Source organism: Bacteroides sp. AM37-9, from assembly GCF_003603455.1.
Classification (GTDB): Bacteria; Bacteroidota; Bacteroidia; order Bacteroidales; family Bacteroidaceae; genus Bacteroides; species Bacteroides xylanisolvens.
Map to the genome: position 1 here is coordinate 1 of NZ_QTNF01000054.1, position 26,350 is coordinate 26,350.

Annotated in this window: 14 protein-coding genes and 2 pseudogenes; all 16 read right to left on the bottom strand. The window is 39.8% G+C overall.

Translation table 11 applies throughout. The features are described 5' to 3' along the window. Nucleotides 1-307: 307 nt before the first annotated feature. A pseudogene (locus DW862_RS24070) lies at nucleotides 308-559 on the bottom strand (1,4-beta-xylanase); the annotation flags it as partial. A 104-nt stretch (nucleotides 560-663) separates the two neighbouring features. Continuing rightward, nucleotides 664-2,244 carry a beta-N-acetylhexosaminidase gene (locus DW862_RS24075; RefSeq protein ID WP_004318359.1) on the bottom strand — a complete coding sequence of 527 codons (1,581 nt, stop codon included), beginning with the start codon at nucleotides 2,242-2,244 and terminating at the stop codon, nucleotides 664-666. 98 nt (nucleotides 2,245-2,342) lie between these two features. Then, nucleotides 2,343-3,233, bottom strand: a complete 891-nt coding sequence (locus tag DW862_RS24080; protein ID WP_004318361.1) for an endonuclease/exonuclease/phosphatase family protein — start codon at nucleotides 3,231-3,233, stop codon at nucleotides 2,343-2,345. Nucleotides 3,234-3,244: 11 nt separating this feature from the next. Then, on the bottom strand, nucleotides 3,245-5,413 hold the full coding sequence (locus tag DW862_RS24085) for a hypothetical protein (RefSeq protein WP_120070955.1): 2,169 nt from the start codon (nucleotides 5,411-5,413) through the stop codon (nucleotides 3,245-3,247). A gap of 16 nt (nucleotides 5,414-5,429) precedes the next feature. Further along, complete coding sequence (locus DW862_RS24090; RefSeq protein WP_115484777.1) at nucleotides 5,430-6,323, bottom strand: endonuclease/exonuclease/phosphatase family protein; 894 nt, start codon at nucleotides 6,321-6,323, stop codon at nucleotides 5,430-5,432. A 29-nt stretch (nucleotides 6,324-6,352) separates the two neighbouring features. Then, a complete protein-coding gene (locus DW862_RS24095) occupies nucleotides 6,353-8,098 on the bottom strand; it encodes a RagB/SusD family nutrient uptake outer membrane protein (protein WP_008017756.1) in 1,746 nt (581 codons plus the stop codon). 26 nt (nucleotides 8,099-8,124) lie between these two features. Continuing rightward, nucleotides 8,125-11,625 carry a TonB-dependent receptor gene (locus DW862_RS24100; RefSeq protein WP_004313089.1) on the bottom strand — a complete coding sequence of 1,167 codons (3,501 nt, stop codon included), beginning with the start codon at nucleotides 11,623-11,625 and terminating at the stop codon, nucleotides 8,125-8,127. A gap of 200 nt (nucleotides 11,626-11,825) precedes the next feature. Continuing rightward, nucleotides 11,826-12,833, bottom strand: a complete 1,008-nt coding sequence (locus tag DW862_RS24105; RefSeq protein ID WP_115484774.1) for a FecR family protein — start codon at nucleotides 12,831-12,833, stop codon at nucleotides 11,826-11,828. Nucleotides 12,834-12,840: 7 nt separating this feature from the next. Beyond that, nucleotides 12,841-13,461: an RNA polymerase sigma factor gene (locus DW862_RS24110; protein ID WP_032848884.1), complete on the bottom strand. Its 621-nt coding sequence runs from the start codon at nucleotides 13,459-13,461 to the stop codon at nucleotides 12,841-12,843. A 195-nt stretch (nucleotides 13,462-13,656) separates the two neighbouring features. Beyond that, nucleotides 13,657-15,861, bottom strand: coding sequence for an alpha-L-rhamnosidase C-terminal domain-containing protein (locus DW862_RS24115; protein WP_165861973.1), 2,205 nt, complete (start codon nucleotides 15,859-15,861; stop codon nucleotides 13,657-13,659). Nucleotides 15,862-16,023: 162 nt separating this feature from the next. Next, nucleotides 16,024-17,882, bottom strand: a pseudogene (locus tag DW862_RS24120) (right-handed parallel beta-helix repeat-containing protein). Nucleotides 17,883-17,917: 35 nt separating this feature from the next. After that, entirely contained in the window at nucleotides 17,918-20,014 is a 2,097-nt protein-coding gene (locus DW862_RS24125; protein WP_120070958.1) for a glycoside hydrolase family 127 protein, read from the bottom strand. Nucleotides 20,015-20,154: 140 nt separating this feature from the next. Further along, nucleotides 20,155-20,889 (bottom strand): DUF5131 family protein, encoded by a 735-nt coding sequence (locus DW862_RS24130; protein WP_004318385.1) that lies wholly within the window; start codon nucleotides 20,887-20,889, stop codon nucleotides 20,155-20,157. A 421-nt stretch (nucleotides 20,890-21,310) separates the two neighbouring features. Beyond that, entirely contained in the window at nucleotides 21,311-23,260 is a 1,950-nt protein-coding gene (locus DW862_RS24135; RefSeq protein ID WP_049702873.1) for a cytochrome c biogenesis protein CcdA, read from the bottom strand. Between the two features lie 58 nt (nucleotides 23,261-23,318). Then, complete coding sequence (locus tag DW862_RS24140; RefSeq protein ID WP_032848910.1) at nucleotides 23,319-23,810, bottom strand: hypothetical protein; 492 nt, start codon at nucleotides 23,808-23,810, stop codon at nucleotides 23,319-23,321. 2 nt (nucleotides 23,811-23,812) lie between these two features. After that, the gene (locus DW862_RS24145; RefSeq protein WP_120070961.1) at nucleotides 23,813-26,314 is read right to left on the bottom strand and encodes an RHS repeat domain-containing protein; all 2,502 of its coding nucleotides are present in this window, start codon (nucleotides 26,312-26,314) and stop codon (nucleotides 23,813-23,815) included. Between the last annotated feature and the right edge of the window lie 36 nt (nucleotides 26,315-26,350).

Here is a 26,350-nt window from a genome sequence, read left to right on the forward strand (position 1 = left end):
CCGTTTTGTTTAATATATTCGCGTTTTATTAGTGAATTACCCAAAATATCGTTTATTATAAATGTAAGACCCGTTTATAATAAACTGTTCCCCATTTTATTATAAACGTCTCATGAGTTTATTAATGTCTTGTATAAGAAAAAGAAAATAACGTAAAGGTAGTAATGGTATCAACGAGACAAACACAAATATATCTACACATTTATAGTAATGAACGACCTTTACAATTTGATTCTTTTTTATAGTTTATTCCTTTGGATATCGAGCGTAAAAGAACCGATCTTAATGGGAATTATTTAGTTAATGAACGAATACATTCCACTTCTTCCGCCCAACCCAGTTCACGATCAATAGTAACCGGATCAAAAGTATCTGCCTGCTACATCTCCATTTGGTTGATTGCCGTGCTCGGAATAAAATCACACCCACGAAGCCATCCCCATTGCTTATACCACTCATTAGCCTGCTCTTTTGTCCAAACTTCACGAACAGAAACAGTTTTCTGACTACAGGCAATCAACATAATACCAATAAAAAATGAGAGTAATATCTTTTTCATATAATCGTTTTACTTCAATACAATTACAAGGAGTCAATCGTATCACTTCACCGGCTTTTTCATTTGCACGATATTTTGAAAATAGCAACGCACCTTTGACAAGGTTATCTTGTAATCTCAAAAGGTACCCGAACTGAAACACCCGTTTTCATTAGTTCAGTGATATTAGGAAGAACGCGTTTCTTAAAGGATTCCCAACCACGATTGTCCATTTGTGTCCAACCTGCTTCTGCCAGTGCAAAAGCACGTGGATATGTCATGTATGTAGCACGATTTATATCGATAATGGCTTCCCCCCATAATGGTCCCATTACTCCCCAAATATGCTTCTGTGCCTCCAAAGGACGACCATATCCAGGATCTAATTTATATGCACGTTCTAATGTGGTAATAGGCATCCCCCAATTATTATATTCCGGTAATTCTCCCTTATATTGTGGATAATCAAAATATGTATATTCGCTAGGGGCCATAATTACATTGTGTCCTTTCTTGGCAGAAAAATCCAGCCCTGTTGGAGTCATACCTTCACGCCAATTGACTAACGTTACATCTTGAGGATATGGGAATAGATAATCGTCAGCAGGCGGATACACATTGTTCAATTCAAGCCACAATATTGGTTTCTTTCCATATTTGCGAACAGATCCTAAAATATTTTCAAAAAAAGGAATCATCAACTGAGAAGGCTTGGTATATTTTCTCTTTTCCATCAAAGTACGACACAAATCACACTGTGCCCAATTCTTAGGTATATCAGCCTCATCACCTCCTAAATGAATTAACGGAGATTTAAACATCTTAGCAACTTCTCCAATTATATCATCCATCACAGCATAAACCTCCTCGTTACCGGCACAAAGCATCATGTGACCTGTCTTACCTATAATTTTTTCAGTTTGACGCTGATGAATACAAGCCAAATTTGGATATTTTGACAATAAAAAAACCGTATGTCCCGGCATATCTACTTCTGGAATCACTTGTACATGACGCATAGCTGCATAATCTACCAATTCCTGAATATCCTTTTTGGTATAGAATCTTGCACCTGCCAGACTAGGATGACTTTCAATCCAAATACTCCAACCGTGATCATCTGTCAGATGAAGTTGTAATACATTAAATTTGTATTTAACCATTTGGTCAATATAGAATTTAATATCATCAATAGGTAAAAAGTTACGTGCCGGGTCAAGCATCAATGCACGATAATCAAACCTCGGACAATCATCAATTTCAACAGATGCTATTGTTTTTTGTTTTGTAGCACAAATATCACCCGCCAAAATCTGATCCAAAGTCATCAATCCATAAAATACAGCAGCAGAAGTAGCTCCTTTAATTACCAATCTCTTTTCATTTACACTCAATTGATAATGCTCTTTTGTTTTTAAAGATTTATCAATCAATAGCTGTACTACTGATTTTGAGCTCTCTGTAGAACGTTTCACATTGATTCCGAATCTCTTATTAAAAATAGAAGAAAGCGTATTCAACTCAAACTCCAAACTATCAGTCTCAATATAACAATTGACTTGATTCTCTAACACCAACACCATGTCTGAATCTGATGTGACCTTATTGGGCATCGGAATCAATGCAGAAAGATTATCTTGTGCATAGATACAACAAGGTATCATCAAAAGCAGAAATAAAGCCACATTCAGAAACTTATTTTTCATAATACTTAATAAATATTTTTCCATTTATTCGTTGTTGTAAATTCTTTTTTAATTATCAGAAAAAGACGACAAATTTTATTGGGTGTATTATCTTTCTCTTATTTCAATAGTCCTTCCACCATTACAGGAAAATGATCTGAAGAGTACTTATTATACTTTATATCATCATCAATGGTGTGATAAGAAAGTATTTTTATTTTTGGAGTCACAAAAATAAAATCTATGCGCTTAGCTGTTTTTCCAGTTTTGTCATAGGCATAAAAACTACCGGACGGTCCTTTAGGAGGCGTCAGAGTACATTCATACGAATCCTGTAATAAACTATCTTTCAGGAGAAGTTGTATCGGTTCTTCGTCCGGAGTGGCATTAAAATCACCGGTGCAAAAGGTTGGTCTACCTTTTGCGATTTTCCTTACCTGTTCCAACAACATGAACGAAGATTGTCGTCTTGCTTCTGTTGCTTCATGATCCGTATGCGAATTAAACACATAGAATTTCTTCCCAGTCCGGAGGTCTTTAAAATATCCCCAAGTGCAAATCCGACGACAGCGTGCTCCCCAACCATAAGAAGGTATATCCGGAGTTTCCGAATACCAGAAATCACCATGTTTCAACACCTTAAAGCGATCTTTTTTATAGTAAATGGCACAATGTTCTCCTTTATTATCCCCGTCACGGTCACGACCGATATAAGAATATTCGTTCAGAATCATCATATCCTTTAATTGAGAGGTACGCCCTTCCTGTATGGCAAACATATCGAATTTATTCCGTCGCACAACATCTACCAATGCGTTCAGACGGACTTCCCAAGCCTTATCCCCCTTGTCTCCTTTGGTACGGATGTTATAAGATGCAAGGCGAATAATATCTTCTGGTTTCGTTTTGTCTAAGTTGAAAGATTTTGCCGGAAGACCTCCGGCAAAAAATAAAATCAAAAGTAGAAAATAATATTTCTTATTTATAGAACACTTCATATTACAAATCATTAAATATCAATTTATTTACTCCATTTAAATACCGGATAGCCGTTGCCTCCTTCTTTCCAAAGAGAAGAATCCCAGTTTGTGACAGTGTTTTTCAGCTCGTTAGCAGATTTAGCTACTCCCTGAAAACTACTACCGGACGGTGATGTCTCATCTGATACGGTAAATATAGTTTCTCCTGCTTTCAGAATCATACCGTCATAAGCATAGCAGTTTTCAGCAGTAACATTATTGTTATGTCCTCCCACTATACGTCCTATTTTTGCCTGGTTTGAATTGTTTAACAAGGTATTACTCCATGCCACACAATTCTTGATATTTAGTGTTCCGCTATCCATATTACCGACTATACCTCCAACCCAGCCGCCTTTAGTAGCACTGATGTCACCACTTACATAACAATTTTCAATATATGAAGTCGTGTTGCCAGCATGGAACCTTCCGATAATTCCACCTGCTTTGCCGTTATCAGTATTTATCTGATCAATAATAGTAGCAGTGGTATAGCAGTTCTCAATACGTCCATTACCGCCGAAGATACCACCAATTCCGCCTGCTGCTCCCGACCCTTTCAGTATTCCGGTAGTATAACAGTTAATGATTTTACCTGTGAATCCTACCGCACCGCTATTTAATCCTACATAACCGGCTATAATACCGATACCTTGGTTAGTAGATGAGATATTTGCATCGACAAATCCTACATTCTTACATTCTCCACACAATACGCCAAAGAAACTGGGATAAGAACCGGAGTCACAAGTCAGATTTCTAATTACATGATTGCGTCCATCAAAAATTATCCATTTCTCGTACGGACCATCTCCATTTAAAGGCGTCCACTTGATCCCCTGCATATCAATATCCGCACTCAAAACAAAGTAGGTCGTTTGTTTTCCAATAAGGACTTTGCTCATGTTCTGAATATGGGTGGTATTAGCAATCACATAAGGATTATTTTGAGTCCCGTCTCCACTAGCAAAATCACCTTCTGGTTCATTGTCATGTCCTCCATAACTAGCATAATCTCCTCTATCCAGTTGCCACTCCAAAATAGGGAATCCCATATCTATATTCCCAACATTATGCCATGGAGTCCCCCAATTGGCAATTCTATTCTGCAAAGTCAGGACACTTTCGCCTACTCCATCATATTTTCCTGCCGAAACGGAACCTGCATTATCCTCCGGAGCAAATCCTGTACAAATCATATCCTCCCATGCATAACATTCAGATGCGACAGGATCCGCCTGATGCCCACTTTCACCTTGAGACAAAACTCCACTAATACGTCCTGATTTGGCAGCGGGTCCCGTTATTTTCCAGTTCCAGGCAACACAGGCAGTTATTTTTGCTCCTTCGGAAGGAAGGGCAGCAATACCACCCACTGAATTGGCACCAATTAATACACCTGTAGAGTAGCAATACGACACTTCGCTGTTTTCATACATAGAACCTACAATACCTCCACATTCATCTCCTGTAGATATAACCTCTGCTGTAGAATAACAGTTTTTGATATAACAAATCTGTCCTCCATACGGTCTACCCATACGGGAAGCTATTCCACCAGCATACTTTCCTTTCACTTTTCCGGAGACGTAACAGTTTTCCACCTGCCCTGTCTTCTCTACAGCGTTCGGAGCTTTCACTCCGATATAACCGCCGATAACCCCTGCCCCACTATTAGTAGCTGCTTCTACATGGGCATTATAGAAACCGACATTTTTACAAGTCCCGGCCAAAATACCAAAAAAACTAGCATACGCTTTGTCTGTACAGGTGAAATTCTTTATAATATGGTTATTTCCATCAAAATAGATATAATAGTCACCGTTTGAGTTCAATGGTTCCCAATTAGATACAGACTTCATATCAATATCAGCCCCCAACTGAAAGTAAATCATCTTTCCTTTCACCAAGGCTTCACTCATATTCTGAATCTGTATCACATCCATAACGAGGTAGGGTTTGTTCATTGTTCCATAACCTTTTTCAAAAAGCCCGCCTGCTCCGTCACCCTCATCTCCGTCATCTATGTCTGTGTTTCTATCCGGCGGAATACGGCTATAGGAATCCATCGGATTAAAATCAGAGCATGAGAAAGATAAAACAGCCATCCATAAAATGGTCCAATATCTCATTACCGAATATGTACTTATATGATAAAATTTGTTTTTCATAATCTTCATTTTTATTTTAGATTTCTACTACAATCACCATAGGATAATGATCGGATAAAGAACTGACAATAGTGCGGGTAGAAAGCACCGTAGCATGTTTCACAAAAATAAAATCAATTCTGGTCTTTTTAGAAGGAAATGTAAAAAGAGCACCATGCTGAATGGTTGCTTCCCGATACGCATCTTTCAATATACCACTTTGGCAAATCGTAGTGGCTATTTCGGGAGCATCAGGAGTCGCATTAAAGTCGCCGGTACAAAATGCGGGAGTATTGTCTTTTGCTTTATCGGAAACTGCATCCACCAGCATTTGACATGCATGTTTTCTGGCATTATCAGCCAAAGGCATGTGAGTTTCAAAAAGATAAAATTCTTTTTGAGTCTTGCTATCCTTGAATTTTCCCCATACACAGAAACGTTTGAAATTTGTTTCATCCCATCCGTTGGAAGGAATTTCCGGAGTTTCGGAAAACCAGAAACGTCCGGCATCCAGTAATGTGTAGCGGCTCTTCTTATATAAAATGCCACTCATCTCTCCTGCCTTATTATCGTCATTTCCAGTGTCACGACCATAAGCGAGAATCTGATAATCACTCGCAAGTTGAGTTCCTAAGTAGGAACGTTGTTCCCAACTGGCTTCTTCGAATCCACAAATCTCAAAATCGTAGTCTTTGATTAATTGTGCCACACGTTCCCGTCGGTTAGTCCATCCTGTACCAGTCTCCACCTGTAAGTTATAAGTTGCTACACGCATGGACGTTTCAGTCACGGGGTCTTCGTCTTCCTCGCCATCTCCTGTATCCCACGTGAAATCAGGATAGTACAATGAATTGTCTTTATTATCTTCACAACTGCTGGCGAAAACAGAGAATATGAAGGTAATCAATGTGTATATTACTATTTTTTTCATAAATCTATTATTTATATCTTTTATACTTGTTATTCATTCCATCCCGGATTCTGGGTTACGACACCATTAGATAAGGTTATTTCCTGTCTTGGTATCGGATATAGATAATCACGGTTCTCATTCCAGGTACGGTCGATCCAACTGTAACACAATAAATTGCCATAATTACCTTCTGACAATGAGGTGCCGCTTCCATCGGAAGCCAATTTTACATACGTCACACTTCCAACATTGGGTTGCGAAGATGTGGTGTAGAAACAGACATCATTTGTTCCGTCTCCATCGATATCATACGCTTTATTGATAGCTGTAGCAGGAAGATAAAATCCTTTAAAAGATTGGGCCATACATTGCCCCTCTTTCCAGCGCATCAAATCATAATAACGGAAGCCTTCCATGACCAACTCTATCGCACGTTCCCGTCGGATTTCCAGAATCACCCCTTTATTATCTCCTGTGATATTCACATAACCGGTTTCCGGAGCACACATATAAGGGTCCGGAGAAAGGTTTGCTGCGTTCATATTCAGTTTTCCCGTGACTCCTGCACGTGTCCGCAATTTGTTTATCGTATTGTCGATATCAGTTTGCGTCAGTGTGCCTAATTCTGCCTTTGCTTCGGCATAGTTCAAATAAACTTCTGCCAATCTGAACAGAGGAAGGTCATTGCTTGAATCACCTGTATAGCTCATATTATCATTTGCATATTTCAGCAAGTGGTATCCGGTCATCGTGACATTCATATTTATATTTGAAGTACGGATTGTTTGCGCTAAACGCGGATCACGATTGACTATTTCATCCTTGAATTCCATTGTTGCATAATTGGGCTGGTCGGTGAAACGGTTGCCGTTCTTCATTAAATAATAATTGACCAGTTTTTTCGAAAGTCCGGGGCGGCCTAATGTCGGAGAATTCTCAAAAGCTTGTACTTTATGAACCAGACTCAAATCATTATTATAATCCCTTGCCAATATGATTTCCGCATCAATCGCATTCTCGGATTTAAAGAGATTACGATAGGACTGTGAGCCGGATTGATACAATGAATATCCTCCGGAAGCAGTCATGATTTCATTAGAGGCACTTACACAGTCATTCAAGTATTTCTCATAATCACCCAATCCATGATATTTACGATAAGTACCTTCAAATAATCCTACACGTGACTTTAATGCCTGGGCAGTCCACCAGGTTACACGATAAAGTTCTTTTGTCCGGTTGGTTTCTTTAAAAACCTCTATGGCAAAATTAAGATCTTCCATTATCTTTCCCATCACAAATTCGCGTGAATCCCTGGCTTTGTATAAATCAGCATCATCCGAGCCGAGTACTTTATCGTACCAAGGTACATCTCCAAAACGTTTCACCTTTTCAAAATAGAAATAAGCACGGAAGAAGCGTGCCAGGGCTTCATATTTGTCGCGCACTTTCTGGTCTTTACAGTTTCCCAGATTATCCAATAAAAAATTAATTGATCGCAGTGCACTCCAACTCCATCCTCCACCCGTTTCCGGAATGACACGTTGCCCACTCACTTCGTCGCTTAAAGGAGATACAATCAGCATATCAGCATCGTCCCTATAAATATCACCGTCACCCGGAAAATTGTTTGAATAGAACTGGTTACTGTACAACTGTAATTGCTCTTCATTCGTAAAATAATCCTTAGTCGTCAAGCGATCTTTCGGATTTATATCCAATATGCTTTCACAAGAAGCAAATAACAACGACAGACCAACAGTCGCCCACAATGTATATTTCATTATTTTCATACTATATTCCTTTATATTCATTATTATCAGAACGTTATATCTACACCAAAAGAGTATGTCTTTGCCCAGGGATAAATATTTGCGTCACTTTTACTTGTTTTCCAGCTGTTACTTGCCGATGCTTGTTCCGGATCAATATAATCGGAATGTAGCTTAGTGAATGTCAGCAAGTTCTCACCACTAAAGTAAACACGTATTTTCTCGAAACCTATTTTAGAAAGCCATTTATCCGGCAATGTGTAACCAATAGAAAGATTCTTCAACCGACAATAAGCCAGATTCTGCAAATATTTAGTATTAACCACTGCCAATTCACGATTACTACCGAGAGCCACATATCCTCTGGGATGTGGGAAATAAGCATTTGTATTTTCTTCACTCCATACCTGGCTCATAAAGTCGGAAGGAATAAAACTAGCGTATGGTCGGGAATAAGGTCCCCAAAACATGGACGTTTCAGCACCAGGATACCAATTTTGTTTGCCAATGCCCTGAAAAAGAACTGAAAAATCAATTCCATACCAATCTGCAGAGATTCCGAAATTATAATTATAGCGCGGCAATGAGTTACCGATCACTTTCATGTCTTTCCGGTCATTAGCTGATGTTGTCTGTTCAATCTTGTTGTTACCATCCAAATCGACAAATTTGAGGTCACCGGCATGAAGTCCATTATCCAAAGCGCTTGCATTAATCATTTGGTTAACGAACGATTGGTCCACTTTATAATTCCTTGCTTCTTCATCCGTTTTAAAATAACCGTCTACTACGTATCCCCATATTTCGCCCAACTGCTGTCCTTCGTAAGGATCAGTCAGCGTTCGGTTGGGATTATCATATTTTGTCACTTTGGAGGTGTTATCTCCGATACCAGCCATTATCCGGTAGTTGAAAGGCTTGCTTGCCAAAGTAAAACTATCTCCCCAAGTAACAGATGCTTCCCACCCTTTCGTACGCAAGTCTGCCACATTCATTCTGGGAGAAGAGGCACCATATACGCCAGGCAAAGTCTTTCCTGCCATCAACATATCTTTGGTATCACGAATATATGCATCAAAAGATACATTCAAACGGTTATTAAGAAAACCCAAGTCCAAACCTATATTTTTTGTGATTACAGTTTCCCAGGTCAAATCGGTAGAGTTCGGAGCTGACTCATAGGCATAATCGCCTTTCGTAGTATCTCCGAAAGCATAGTTCATTACCGCTCCGGTATTAATCAGTTGCAGATAGTCATAATAGCCTACTGTTTTCTGATTTCCCAATGATCCGTAAGACAGTCTTAGTTTCAGATTACTTACATAGTTTTTGGCTTGTGTAAAGAAGGCTTCTTCACTGACACGCCATCCGGCAGAGAACGACGGGAAGAAACCGAAACGATGTCCTCGACGGAAACGGGAACTACCGTCATAACGTCCGCTGGCTTCAAATAGATAGCGGTCTTTATATCCATAATTCAAACGATAGAAAAAACCAAGAATCGCATATTCCTCTTGTCCTCCGGTTATGGATATATCATCACCTTTTGCCAGGTTAAAATCATCGAGAGATTCAGAGAGTAACCCGTTACGTTTCATTCCCAGTTTCTTGAAATACTTATAATCATAGTTACCTCCCACAATGACCTTTACAGAATGTGCATTTGCGAAGGTATTGTCATACGTCCCGTATAAGTTGAAAGTCTGGCGTATCTGGTTGTTTTGTATTTCCGACAAATAATTGCCTCTGGTACGTCCGTTATCCATTGTGATTGTTTCTCCCGGATTTCTGGAGTATAATACATCTACGGAACGATTCAAATTCTGCTGGTTGTAATGCGCCCAGCTGTAGTTTGCACGAACCTCAAAATGTTTGATGGGTTTCAATACGGCCTCGAACGTAGTTACAAACTCATATTCACGATCCCGGTTATGGTGGCCGCCATTCAATAATACGGCACTCACACCATCTGCCACTTCTCCTGTGTCTGTCAGACCTGTTCTGTAAACCAGAGTTCCATCCGGATGCATCGGCACAATACTTGCCAAAGCATGCCGCCCGGCTCTGGTGAAAACGTCATTTACTCCCGATAGCCCCGGATAAGTATATTCAGAATGATAATAAGAAGTATTGTTACTTAATTCAAACCAGGAAGTAATATTGGCAATGATCTTTGAACGGAACGTATATTTCTTAAAACGGTCCGGATCTATTCTGATAATTCCTTTCTGATTATAGTAGTTGCCTGATAGCATGTACTTCACTTTTTCGGTTCCTCCTGAAACCGTCAAGTTATGTTCCCAAGTGGGACGGGTATTATCAAACAAACAATTATACCAGTCAAAGTTGCCATAATATTTATACTCTCCGTTTTTTTCTACCACCCATGGTCGGGAAGGATCTTCCACTTTATCATTACGGCGAATCCATAATTCATGGTAATCTTCTTGGGTATAATGTGTATAAGGGACGCCCTGATATGTTTTGTAGAACATATCATTGATACCGGCCGAATAATAACCACGCGTCTCAAAATCCGTAGAAGTTGTCGTTTCACCAAAACTAAAACGACCGTTGTAGCTGACATTGGTCTTGCCGACCTTTCCATTCTTGGTTGTAACCAAAATAACTCCATAAGCAGCACGGGCACCATATACGGCAGCAGCCGAAGCATCCTTTAAAACACTGATGGATTCTACGTCATTGGGGTTTACCTTATTTATATCTCCCTCAATTCCATCAATAATAGTCAGAGGTGCTGCATCCGCACTAATGGAGTTGACTCCACGGATATTGAAGCTTCCCCCTTGTCCGGGACGTCCCGAACTAAAGTTTACGTTCATATTCGGTACAGAACCTTGCAGAAGCTGTGATAAGTTGGCAGCAGAACGGGTCGTCAGTTCATCACCCGAAACGATAGCAACGGCACCAGTCAGGTTTACTTTCTTTTGCGTACCATATCCCACCACTACCACTTCTTCCAGTGTCTTACTATCTTCGCGGAGAACTACTTGGGACAGATTTCTGCTGGTAGCAGCGTAATTAACCGTAATATATCCGATGTATGAGACTGTAATCGTACTGTTTTCGGGAACATTAGCCAAAGTATAACGTCCGTCTACATTCGTTATAGTACCCAAAGAGCTACCTTGCACCATCACACTGGCGCCAATAATCGGCTCTCCTTTCTCATCGACTACCCGACCGGATATATTTCTTTTGTTCGCATTACTGGTCTGTTGTTCAGAATCCGTAACTTTCTCCTTCAAATAAATTTTTGTTTTTCCGATCTCATAGTTCACGTTAGTACCGAGAAACAAATCATTCAGAACTTTGGATAGTTCCTGATTCTTTGCTTCTACCGTCACTATTCGATCCGGATTGACGATCGTACGGCTATAAGCCACCGTAAGACCAGTTTGCTGTGTAATAGCAGAGAATACTTTCTCCAGCTTTACTTGTTTAAGATTCATTGTCACCTTTTGGGCAGAAGCGGAAACGCTTATGATTATCCCCAGCAACAATACGAGCAGAACTTTGTGTTTCATACTACTTGCTTTGATTAAAGTTAAACTTAGATTTAAAATCTCATTTATGCTTAGTAGACACACAAGTCAAAAAAGCGGGTGAGAGAAAAAAGAGTTTTTTTGCATAAGCCTAATTTATTTCATAACATTCTTATCCTAAAACAGTAAAGGCTGCGTATATACACAGCCTGTCCTCATTCTATTATCCTATCCAGTATATTTTACTTCTTTCCGTCCTGTTTCATTCGGACTGTCACTTCTTTCCGGACTTCATCATATTCAAATTTTACCGGTGCAATCTTTTCCAAATCCTGAAGCACTTTCTCCAGTATCGTATTATCCGAGGTCAACGTATATACATATTTCGATGCTTGCTCATCCTCTATCTTAAAGTTTACATTATACCAGCGGTTCAAAGCCTTGACTACTTCTGTCAGCGGAGTATCTTTAAAAGAAATCACATTGTCTTTCCACATTGAGACTTGCTTTGAATGATCGTTCTTGATTATCCGGCACTGGTCACTTTCTTTATTATATATCAGTTTCTCGCCCGGCAGTAACGGGTATTCTTTTGCAGAGGAGAGAGTCAGATTTACATGTCCTTCATCCAGACAGATCACAATGTCTTTATTCTCCGGGTAGGCTTGTACATCAAAAGAAGTACCCAGTACATGAACGGAAGGTCCGTTCAGATTAACAATAAACGGACGTTTTTTATTCTTGGCTACCACGAAATAGGCTTCTCCCACCAAGAAAACTTCCCGTTTACCCAATCCGAACTTTTTAGGATACTTCAACCAGGAATCCGAATTGATATAAACTCGTGTCCCGTCTTGAAACATCATCTGTATCCGCTCTCCTTTGGCAACACGAATTTCCTCATATTCCGTAGTGCCGAATAAATCCACCCGGGAATTGATCTGTAAATAAAGACCTACCAGGAAAATAACGGGAATCAAGATTGCAGCCACACGGAAGCAGATACGTTTGATCTGTTTACGTGATATGTTCTTTTGGATTTGGTGGTACATCTTTTCTGAAGGTATAATATGGTCCACATATATTTCTGCCGTTTCGGCATTTAAACATTCCGCCTCCCGAATCATCACAGCATCCAGATAAGTATTCCCTTCTTCTGTGGCAAACCATTCCGCCACAAACTTTGCATCCTCCGGTGTAGCAACTCCGGCAAGCACTTCTTCTATTTGTTTATCAGTAGGTCGATTCATTCTCTTTTTATCTTAAATAGTGGACACTCAAATACGTCATTAGTGTGACAAAAGTAACAATTATTAGCATTTTACTTAAATGAATACGTAGCATTTTCAATGCTTCCGAATAATGCGTTTTGACTGTATTAACAGACAGATTCATCCGTTCGGCTATTTCCTGATTCGTTAGTTCCTCTTTCACTTTCATCAAACAAATACTGCGTTTCTGTGGCGGAAGCATATCTACCGCTTTATAAAAAGAAGCCATCAATTCTTTCTTCTCCAGATTTTCTATCAGATTATCTTCGTAGACAGGTGCCGATTGTGCTATCTCATAGTTCTTACTGATTGCACTATTCTCATTACGAATCAGATTTAAGACATGATTTTTCGTCATAGTGAACAGATAGTTCTTAAGGCTGATTCCTACATGTAGTTCCGACCTAAATTCCCATAAACGGGCAAAGACATGTTGCACTACATCTTCTGCCATGTCTGCATTCATTAAATAACGGTAAGCTAATACATATAACAGCTTATGATATCTGTCATAAGCCTGTGTAAAGGCTCCTTTATCTCCTTTTTCTATGAAGGAAAAGAGCTTCTCGTCATCCGTATTAGTGTATTGAGCTGATTTATCTAACATTCCTTGGACTTTGTTTAATCGTTTTTCCAAAAGAACAAAAGACATATTACAATTATGTGTCTTTCACAAAACAAAAGTAGTAAAATTTAGAAAAGGCAATGCATATTCCTATAAAAAAAGTCCCTGATTAACAATCTCCACTATAAAAGAGGATCGTTAATCAAGGACTACTCCACTAACTAATTAACAAATGAATTATAAATGATAGGTAACAATTCTTTCTTCGGGTGAATCGATCCAGAGCCGCCATACTCCTTCCGACACTTTCTCCGGTGTTCCGATATTTGCTTTGGGGGAACGACGGCTTTTGATTGTCAGATAGCCTTTCCCTTCTGTTGCTTTCACTTTCATCGTTTTGCTGTTCATATAGACATGGATATTGCCATTCGGTGTGGGTACAGTGCCTTCCATCCATTTCAATCCTCCCAACACAGGAGTAATAGCAAACTCTTTATATCCTTCTTTTATAGGTTTCACTCCCAGATAATATTTGCCCAACAAGTAGATAGGACTCGCTCCCCAAGCATGGCACAAACTCTTGCCATAAGGACGGCCATACATGGCAAGATGTTGCGTTCCAGTTTCTTCAGGGTTGTATTTTTCCCAGAAAGAGGTGGCGCCTTCCTTTAACATTCCTCCCCAATAGGCTTTCATTTCTTTCATTACAGCATCCTGTTCGCCAAGAGCACAAAGGGCTTCCAGTTCATAAAAACGCATATAGGGAGTTGTTATTTTCAGAATACTGTCATTCAGCAGAACAGACTGTTTAATGGCTTGTTGCTTATCTTCATTCAAATATTGAAAGAAGACAGAAAACATATTCGCATAGCGGGTGACTGCATCACTTTGCTGACCGTTGACGCAGTTATGTACAAATGCCTGTTTCTGATTATTCCAGAAGGCAGGTTCTAACTTTGCCTTCAAAGCAACAGCCAGTTTCTCGTATTTCTGTTTACCATTGGCATCTCCGACCAGTTCCGCACACAAAGCCATCGTTTCCAGGCTTCTGCAAAATAAGATTTGTTCAAAAGAGAGTTCGCCTTTCTTATCCAGATAGCCATCCGCCCAGTCCACAAATACCCAGTCGCCCGTCATACCTTCTACCATGCCATTCTTATTGGTACGTCCCAACACGTAATCCATCATTGTTTGCATACGCGGATATAGTTGGTTAACAAAATGACGGTCGCCACTATACATATAATAGTCATATACGCTAAGAAACCAGTAGAAAGTATAATCCATGATCGTATTACTGTGGCTGGTTACAGGGTCTTTGCCACGAAGTAACCAGATTGTACGTTTGACGGATTCGTTATCAAAGAAAAGATAATAATTCATCAAATAACTTTGGATGGCATCGCCACTCCATACCCAACGGTCACGTTTGATACCGTCAATGAAGAATTCGCGGGTAGTGAGATGCATGGTGTATGCGCCAACTTCCCAAATACGATTCAGTTCTTCATCATTGCAACGGAAATTTCCGCGGTATTCTTCAGGAAGATATTCATATTGCATGGAGACTTCTCCAATCTGTACACCCGGCTCGTGAGTTACATAGACATAGCGGAAGGCTTTGCTGTTCTCCAATGTATATTCGTTTTCAGAATTACTCAAAGGAGAAGTGCTGCGGATAGCAAGGTCGGTCACTTGTCCCGGTTCGAGCAAGAGTTTGTTCAATGTTTCGCAATATGCTTTATCTTTTGCTTCTTCCGGGCTTTCACCATAATAAATTTCTATTTTTCCTTTTCCGGAAAGATTCTTCAATGTGATAAACCCGAATGTTTCTTTTCCAAAATCATAAAGGATACCTCCTTCAGACTGTTCTGACTTCGTAACAGGTTGCTGCGGTTCACGCATCAGACTGAATTGGGAAGGACGTTGGGTAGCTCCGTCAAAGTTCCAGCATCCGGCATCCATATAGATAGTGGCAGATGTGTCACTGGCTTTTCCGCTCTCGTCAATCCATTCTTTATCTTCGTAAGTTACACGCCAGGAAGAGTCTGAATTCACCGTTTTTCCCTTCACATAAATAGTGGGAGGAGTTGCCTGATTCCAGACTTTAATGTTCAGATTATGTTTTCCGGCCGGAAGCAACATGGTTTCCGGCATACCGAACTGGAGCTTTCCATCCAGTTTGACGTTGTACTTTCCTTCGGCAGCAATAAAGATCTCTTCCGGCTCAGAAAGATTCAGTTGCTTGCTGAATTCTACGACAACATAATGACTGTCCGTTTTCCAAAAAGGAGGGAAAAATGCACCTCGTTCCGTACGACGGTTATTCATTTGATTTCCCAGCCAGATTTCGTAGTCTCCCGGATACCATATCCAAGTCTGGGCAAATGTGCTGCTTGCCAAAGACAAGGCACTAAGCAATATCATATATTTCTTTTTCATTTTTCTTTCTATTACTAACAAACTGAATCATAAGAAATAATTCGTTCCACAGTGGTTGACGTTTAGTTCCACATCTGTTTCCCTTTAGTTCTACAATTGTTTTCCTTTAGTTCCATATCTGTGGAACGAATCACGTATTACAGTTAAATGACTTGTCAATACCTACTGGATATTTAGTAAATCCTTATATCCTGCTTCCAGTCCCGCACGTTCACGAACATCATTATCCACCTTCGGGCCATTGTTCTCCCATACATTTCCCGGGCCATTGGCATTTTGCAGATACTTCTCTCCTTCTGTCCAATTATCACGTACAGTAATAAAGGAAGAACCTTCATCCGTATAAAGATAGAACCAATGATTAGGATCGTGTACATATCCCGGTTTATAAATACTATGCACGCAATTCTCCGTTACATAACTTTTCGGCTGCGAACCGAGTGTGTAAATACCTGCCACATCATACATGTGTTTCGCATAATGATGAATCAGATTGGCATGTACTCTGTTATTACGCATACAATTCACAGTTTGCGTCCATCCCCAACCAAGGCTGATGCCACTATAAGGCACTTCACTGATTTCATTATGCTCGATATTGACGTCCCCTACATATCCCGCAGCAATGGCAAGACATCCCCAATCTTCATTGCCTATTTCCGTGAAATAGCAATTATTGATTTGTTGCTGTGTGCATACTTCCCGACGATCAGCAGGATCGTATGGCAAATGCGTTTCATGGGCAGCCGGAGAAAAACTGCCGACTAACAGACCATTTCCGGCAATATCGCGGAAGAGACAGCCACGAACAACACCGCCTTGCACCGCTTCTTCATAATCCAATCCGGTTGAGCCTAAATGCTCGAACCGGCAACGCTCGAAATCAATCTGTCTTGCAGCAACCACACGAACAGCAGCTGCGGGACGTCCCAACCATCCTTGGTTATCCAACGGATGATTCAAGTAATCCCGTTGCATTTTCGGCTCAATCAGGTAACCATCTGTCAGATACATACCTGCCTGAAGAGGTACATGTCCTTTTTCTGACGGACGCATCCACGTAGTATAGGAAAAAGTAATTTTCTCGAAACGAATATGACACACAGGACGATCCAAGGTTCCTTCCACCCGTACTAATGTCTCAACAGCAGGCACGATCACTTCCGCCTCCTGCATCTTCTCTCCTTCCCGTGGATAATAATATACTTTACGGGCATCCATATCATGATACCATTCTCCGGGTACATCCTGCAATTCACGGGCATTTGTCAGATAGAAAGCAGAATTATGTCCGTCTGTCGTCACCATCGGACGCGGCCAGGGATGCTCAAACTGAATCCGGCTTTCCGGTTGATGAAAACGTATTGCCGCGCTATCTCCCTGCACTTCAACTGAACGAATCCGAAGATTGGCAACACACCACATCTGATGTAATACCATCTCGGCATATTTAGCTTTCAAATTCCCTTTATTATCAATAAGCCTGCGAATGGAAACTGCAGGTACATAAAGAATTTCATTCTTCTCATCCACACTGCAAATGCGATTCATCTTTTCGAAATCCTCCACATCACGGGCACGAACTGCCTTTTTCCATTCACCCACAACTGGCGGAAATCCAATGGACGTCCATTAAATACCGGTACATCTGCTACCCAAACTTTCCCTTGCTTCTTCCATCCATTTATGCTGATTCCACCACTCAATATCACCTTTTCATCGCCTACCGAACGAATGGTTGTGGGCGATTCCTTGGTTCCGCTATCTTCCGGACGGATAAAAACCGGTTCATGGAAGGCATACGTTCCACCTTCCATATAGATTGTGATTCCACCTTGAATACGGTTATCCTCTGTCCTGCGCCATTCTCGTGCTTGTCGTAAGGCAGAAGTCAGCGTGGCTTTAGGAGATTGACGAGTTCCGTCGTTGAAGTCACTACCCTTGGGAGAAATCCATATCTCACCGGCCAATAGCCAGTGACTGCACAAGATACATATAGCCGTTACAAATAACTTTTTCATGATTTTTTTCATTTCTGTATACTAAACAATCCGGACTATCTGGCAAGAGGCATCCATACAGTCATTTCTCCCTTTCCTCTGTTTCCCCAGGCATAATAAGGAATCAAGCGGATATTTACTGTCTTTTCAGCCTGAACAACCGGCCGGTAAAGCACTCCTTCCCACGAAGTTGCAGATGCCAGACATGCCATTCCTTCAAGTGCAACAATCGGACTGCCTTCAATTGTGATTTTCTTCGGAGTTAGTTTTATATCAGCGGGAATCAATACGTTATCAATCTTTTCCCCGTTTGCAATATCCATACTTTCCAGACAGTAAACCAACGGTCCGCGCTTCACGACCACCTGATTACGAATCTCCTCTGCTAACGGATGAGCTTCGAGCAAACGGACAGGCATATCCATCACCAGCTCCACTACATCCCCCTTCTTCCATGTACGATTTACTTCCGCATACGAATTTGCCTTTGTATTGGTTTGCAGCGGCTGTCCATTCACTGTGAGCGTAGTCTTTTCGCACCATTCAGGAATACGTAAGAAGAGCGAGAAAGCACCTGCCTTACGAGGAACTTTATCCAACGTTACACGTACCTTTCCATTCCAGGGATAATCCGTCTCTTGTGTTAATGCCAGTTCTCCTTTGGCTTTCCAAGTCGTAGTCAGCGTATTTGCACCATACAAGTTACAGTAAATGCCTTCCGGACTCAATGTGTAGGCGTAATTCTGTGCCTGACACAATGTACGCAATGTATTCGGCGGGCAGCAGAAACAACTGATATATTCCGTCCGTTCTTTCGGCCAGCGAAGCGTGTAAGGAAGATCGGCACTGATACGAAGCGGATTGGTATAGAAATATTTCTTTCCATCCAGGCTGATACCGCTCAATACGCTATTATAAAGACAAGTCTCTACAAGGTCAGCATATTTCGCATCCCCTGTCACTTCCAGCATACGCCAGTTGAAAAGCATATTTCCGATATTGGCACATGTTTCATTGTGCGCTGTACTATTTGGCAACTGATAAGGACGTCCGTAGCTCTGATGTACCTTCTGAATACTATCCGGCTCATAGCAAGTCCCGTCCGGTGACGTTCCATCATAAAGAGCACCACAAGCTCCGGTCACGTACATCTTCCGGGTGACAATATCATTCCAGATACTAGTCAGATTTTTCATCAATTGTTGTTCGCCTGTCTCGGCATATACATCCGCTACTCCTGCATACAGATAATTTGCACGTACGGCATGCCCCATTGCACGATACTGATCGCGGAAAGGAATACGATCCTGATTATCATCCGTTCCGTTTTCCACCATACCGCGAATATCAATCAGGTTCTTCGAAAGTTCCAGATAACGGGGATTTCCTGTGGCACGATACATTTCGACCACTCCCATATAATGTGAAGGGCAAATGGCATTACGAGCCAGTTCGGCAGAAGCCGTTTCGTAAAAGTGGCAAAGAAAATCCGTTGCTTTTACGGCAGCATCAAAAAGAGTAGTCTTTCCGGTGGCACGACGATGCACAATACCCGCCATCATCAGGTGTCCCAAGTTATATGTCTCAAAGTTCAGCCGATTAGCAAAAGCTCCTTTTTCATTCTCGTCACCTACTTTCGTTCCGATGACCGTTTGTTTATGCTGATCCCCTAATGCATGAGAGTCAATACCTTTATTCAGTTCTTCGATAACAACAGGCGTATGTATATAACCATCTGCACGTTGGGCTTTTACGACACAAGTAATAAAGTTATCCATTAACTTATCCAGTTCCGGATCTTTATTGACAGCATAGACAGAAGCCACACCCTCCATCCATTTATACATATCTCCGTCATGGAACGGAGGTCCCCAATGTTCACCCTTACACACACCAGCGGCAATCTCAAAATTACGGAAACCGTGAGAGATCTCCGGCGTGTTCCAAGTGTTCCACATACTTTGCAGGGAAGTCCGGCTAAATACCTGAAAGCGATCTCCCCAGAATCCATCTGTCCAATGTACGGCACTGATTCCGGTATTCGCCATCTTCGCAAAACGGCTCTGACTCATATCCGTCAATCCATTGCTTTGCGCAAGTGCTCCCGTAACGGAGGCGGAAGCTAAAAGAAGTAACAGTTTTATCTGTTTCATTAATATGGATAATTTAAAATTTACACAATATCTTTATAAAAAGACGTGATTATCCGTATTTTGTACTCAATAAAACGAAAGCGAAGATTGCTAAGCAACCCTCGCTTTCAGTAAAAAAGATCTGTATTAATCTTTATTTCTTATTTATCAGGTGTATAATTCAACTCCGCCTTTCTCGCCTGCGAATGTTGAAATTGTCGTGCAACCTTATACTCATGTCCGTCTTTTAATAAATAACTCCCTGTCTGCTTAAACCAAAAACCGACATTCGCATCTATACATTGCTGCCGGATATCCAATACCCACTCGTAGTCACATACTCGAACTTCTTTGCCTGACTCTCCTCCTGCCACTACCTGTTCCACCCACTCTCCCAGCTCACCTCTGAAATCAATCCGACTAAGAAGCGGCTCGCAGATAATGATTTTATGTTTAATAGGGATTTCTTTATAAATAGGTAAACGATAATCCACTCTATCCTGGTTCTCCATCGTGCAGCAGATGGTCACATTGTCATAGCCATCTCCCCAATCGGGAGGCAGACACTGTTGCAACCGGTCTATCCGTTTAGTGATAAAGAGGAAACGAAGATCCTGCCGTATCCGCATCATCTCCCACGCTTCGGCACGCCATTCGTCCGCATCTTCAATGAGAAAATCTGAAGTAAAACAGGTATATACCAAATTCCCCGAAGGTATCTTATACGTACCATTCTTTTTACGCTGCAAGGGTAAATCGAACTTTTCTGTCTTTGCCACCACCGAACTGTCTTTTCCATATTTACCATCCGTCCGGTATACATAACAATGACGGCAGCCTTCACTTAATTTGTGACAGCCGTGCCATAGATTCCACATTGAAGCTTTTTCACCCATCTTCTTTTTTCTTCAAAAATATATTTAATATTACATATACATAACTATAAAAAGAGTGCACCTTATTCTTTATCAGAAAAAAGGTGCACCAAAACACAAACAAAACAAACAATAGAGCGACCTTCACAGGCAGCCGATCCACGAGGGATCTTTATCTTAATCTGCCCATCTTGACAAGGGCAACATTCACATTTTCAGATCATGTAATTCAGAGCATCACAGCAGAAATTTTCGCCCTCATGCTGCTTATATGTCAGATACAAATATTATTATACAATTTGCTCTATTAAACCCGATGTCACTTTACAAAGATAACACTATTCTATGTATTTCTATGAAAATGCCCAAAAAGAATTATTCTTTTTCTCATTCCAAACTTTAGCTATAAGCCAAAACATACAAGCTGAATGTCTAATATTCATCATTTCACATATCGCTCCAGCCCTTCCTGCAGGAACTCTATATATTTTGGAATATCTTCATTATATGCATAAGATTTATTCAACGGATTACCGTCATTATCCAGCAATACATAAAAAGGTTGGGCATTTGCTCCAAACTTCACCCGTTGCAGATAGCTCCATTTATCGCCTACTGTTCGTAAAGTGCGTTCCGTATCATTCTCCACAACATTTATAGGCTCATTCAATGGAGTTTTATCATCCACATACAAAGAGATAAGTACATACTTATCATTGATGATACCACCCACTTTACTATCTGTCCATACAGCCGCTTCCATCTTACGACAATTCACACAACCATATCCGGTAAAATCGATCATCACAGGCATTCCCTGTTGTCGTGCATACTCCATACCTATTTCATAATCCTTGAATTTGGGGTGGACCTCATTCGAATATAAATTAAAGTCCTGTGTCATCACAGGAGGAGCAAATGCACTGACAGCTTTCAAAGGTGCCCCCCAAAGTCCGGGAATCATATATACAGCAAATGCTAAAGAAACAAGCGCAAGAAAGAAGCGCCCCACGCCTACCCTGTTTTCATCACCGTCATGCGGAAACTTGATCTTTCCCAACAGATATAACCCCATTAGTCCGAAAATCACAATCCATAACGCAAGGAAAGTTTCCCTATCCAGGATTCTCCAGCCATAGGCTAAGTCCGCAACCGACAAAAATTTCAAAGCAAAAGCCAGTTCCAGAAAACCCAATGTCACTTTAATTACATTCATCCACCCTCCTGACTTAGGCATTGATTTCAGCCACGAAGGAAAAAGAGCAAACAGTGTGAATGGTAAAGCCAAAGCGATGGCAAAGCCTAACATTCCGATAGCAGGAGCAATCACGCTACCTGTCGTAGAAACCTGTACGAGCAGAAAGCCGATAATCGGCCCTGTACAAGAGAAAGACACTAGAGATAACGTAAATGCCATCAGAAAAATGCTTAATAGGCCACTCGTCGCTTCCGCTTTGCTGTCCACTGCATTGCTCCATTTAGAAGGTAAAGTAAGTTCAAATGCTCCAAAGAAAGAAGCTGCAAAAACAACCAACATCAGGAAGAAAAGAATATTGAATACGGCGTTTGTTGATAAAGCGTTCAATGCACTGGCACCAAATATTAAAGTAATTGCTAATCCCAGTGTTACATAAATCACGACAATTGAAGCACCATAAGTCCATGCATCCCGAATTCCTTTCTTCTTATCCTTGTTTCTTTTCAGGAAAAAACTCACAGTCATAGGAATAATCGGCCATACGCAGGGAGTGAACAAAGCCAATAATCCGCCAAGAAATCCAGTGACAAAGACATACAACCAAGATTTATCCTCTTGAGAATGTTCTTCACCTAACACCTGTAATTCATTGATTACCGGTTTCCAAAGATCACTTTCCGATTGCTTCTCTACCACATTTACCGGAGCCTCTTCTTTCCCTTTTACAACTATTAAATCTGCTTCTGCTTTTTTCCCATATTTAAAAGGAATTTGAGTCGGAGGTAAACAGCTCTCATCGTTACAAGCTCCAAACTCCAGAAACCCATCCATAAAGTAATCATTTCCTGTAAATTTCACTTTTTGGATAAACTGTACCGTATCTTCAAAATAGCGCACATTCATCTCGAACATCTTATCATAGATGCTGATTTCTTTTCCAACAGGTTGCAATTTACCCATTGTTTCTACATGATTACTCGCATTGATGTTGAAAGTAGCGGAAATAGGTCCATCATCCCCTAGCCCGGTCGAATACACATGCCATCCTTTCTCTATCGAAGCAGTAAACACGATTTCCGCTTCCGTTTCAGATGTCATTTTCAACTCATTTTTGAACTTTACAGGCTCTTTGATTTGTGCTTGTATATTTCCGATTGTGTACCAACCCAATAATAAAAATAAAATAATTCTCATTTTTCTAAGTTCTAAATTATAATCTATTATACAACAAATTTATTTCACTGTTTATATTCTATTGTGCTCGTCGGTCTCTTATATCTTTCAGCATCTCTATATATTCTGGAGAAGGATTCTTATTAGAGGTATCTGCATTTGATGGCGGGGGTATCACTTTGATGAATAAGAAGATGCAGAATATTACCCAAATAAGATTTATTGCTAAAAAAATCCAAACTTGCTTCATACGTTGTCGTTGTTTTTCTTTAGTTTCATTACGATATTTATCAGCAATAGACAAATATTGTCCATCACTAATAAATAATCTATGAGCAACAAAAGTGAATATAACAGCCAAAAGTATACCTAACTCTTCATTGTTTGGTACTTCCAATGAATGTAATACTCCAACTATTGGGCCAACAAAAACAAAAGTAAACAATGAAGTCGGTAGTAATAACCCTGCTACTTCTGGCGACCGCTTTTCTCCCCACAATCTAAGCTGCCATATATATGTTCGATAAAACAGATATTCATATATCTCATATATTTGTTTAAGTATATTCATTCTCAATATATTTTTTTATATGGTTCAACATAAGTATTATCAGATGAACAGAAAGTCGGTTCTGTTATCGGACAAAATATAAATCCATGAGGAGCGAAAGTCATAGAATAATACATTGTTCCCACAATCATTCCAGGAGGTCCACCATAAGTAGAAATATATCCGAAAACAATATTTGCCGAAGATTGGAATATAAGTTCGTAATTATTTTCAGAAGCATTGTTCCAAATTACAACTCCATTAATTACAGCATCAAGACAGAACATATATTTACCAATTTTCTCTAAACGTAGAGCCTTTTTCATCACAGTACTACGAGCCCCTGTATATTGGTTACCTCCCCAAGATGTTTTGTACCATTTACCATCCATTCCACGCCACATTCCATCATGTACACGCGAGTAAGCTTTTATTCCAGTATATGTCCCTACTGCATAATTTATCATAGAATAAGCATCACCTACACTAGGAATGCCAGTTTCCTCTTTTTTCGGAAGCTTCCCATGAATTGTGATTTCCCCATCACTTATAGTCCCATAACTACTCAAGTCATAGCTACCATTGTAAGAAAATACAGCAACTCCATATACTGCATAGGCTCTAACAAACTCATCATGAGTTAGATAAAACCAATCATTACTTACAGAATAAGGTTTGCCAAACATATTCTGGCCATCCTTGTATAAATTAAACATCCGGTCTATCAAGTCAGGGTCAGACGTACTCCACATATCTTCTCCTGTTAAATCAATCCATTTTAATGGATTGCCATTACAATAAGTATAAGGATTAATTATATAATTCATGGCAGCGTGAGGATCAACACTAATAAAGCAACCAATTAAAGGATCATAGATTCTCGCATTCATATTAATCAGGTTCATTTCATCAATATGCTCATGAGTTGTAAATCCACGTCGCGTAATACGATAAGAATCGATCAATTCTATAGAAGTCAATTTCTCGCCAGTCAATGGATTGCGACGTTGCCCCCATGCGTCATACCCCAACTGTTGTACTACATTCCCTTGAAAATCAGTCAAGCATCGAATAGAACCTAAATTATCAGAATAGACAAAATATATAGCCACCTGATTTTCAGTAGTCTTTCTTAAAGCTACCAAATTTTCACCTGCATAAATATAATCAATATCAGTCGATTGGTTATCAGTACATTCTTTTTCATAATTAGAAAAATAATATTTAGTTAATCGTACAATACCATTTTCTTCCAACACCGCTTTTGCACGCATCTCATTTACATCATAATCATAAGTCCATATCTTATCTTTTTCTTGTATTGTAGCAATACGATTATTTGTTGAAAAGGTTAATATCTGTGAAGGATAATAATCTCTTTCTGACACTGTGGATATGCTATGAATTCGAGATTTATCGCTAGTATATAAATAACTCCCTATGTCGGATTTTGATGCAATCCGATAACCGGAAGAATATGAAACCTCTTGGCCTGTTTTTCCTTTTCTTTCAGATGCAATAAGCCTTTCATAAGTATCATAGCTGAAATGCTCATCAAATCCTTTCCATAAATCATCCGTATAAAACTTTTCTTTACGTGAAAGCATCAAATCACGATGATCATATTGATATAAAAAATCAATAACGCCCGGAGAATAAATATGTGTATATTCTCCACGATTATTATACGTATAATCTACTGTTCGATTATCTCCATTAATAACCTGTGAAATATATCCCAAAGAATCGACCTTCGTGCGTTTCCATAGAATTTTTGAATCGCCTGTAGTTATATCACGAATCTCAACCAATTCACAAAATCTATCATCATATACATTCTTTTGCTTGAAACCAGACGGAGAAGTATACACTGATAAACGTCCAAAGTTGTCATACTGATATTTCTTGACCATCGGTATCCCTAATGTCGTTTTCTTTTCTTCAATAACCCGTCCTATATTATCATATAAATATTCCAGTTTATGTGATAATGATTCAATTCCTTTTAGCCAACCAGTAAGTGCGTCATAAATATAATGAACAGTATTTTTTCCTGTCGTTTTTGTTATTATTCTTCCCTCTTTATCATAAGCATATTCAATCTTATTTCCTTGACCATCAACTTCTTTAACTAATTCATTGAAATTATTATATTCATATGTCGATTTACCTGTAGAATTATTGAAATGAGAAACTCTCAATCCATAATCTGTATATTTATCCTCTGTCGGGTATCCTACCGTTCGTACCTTAATTAAGTTATCAGCACTATCATATTGGTAAACTATTGAATCACTATTTTCAATTTTTAATACAGGTAAAGCAGTACGATTATATATCATTGTTGTAACAATAGAATCAGTAGTAGATACATTAGTTATTACAGCTTTTACCTTTTTCCCTCTCCTGACATTTGGATCATAATAAACATAGTCTATAGTTTTTCCATTTTTGCCCACATCAACTGGAGATGATATTTTCTCTTGTATAATACGATTCTTATTATCATAATGGCACAGTTGCATAAGTCCGTGGCAATATAATCATGTTATCCAAAGATT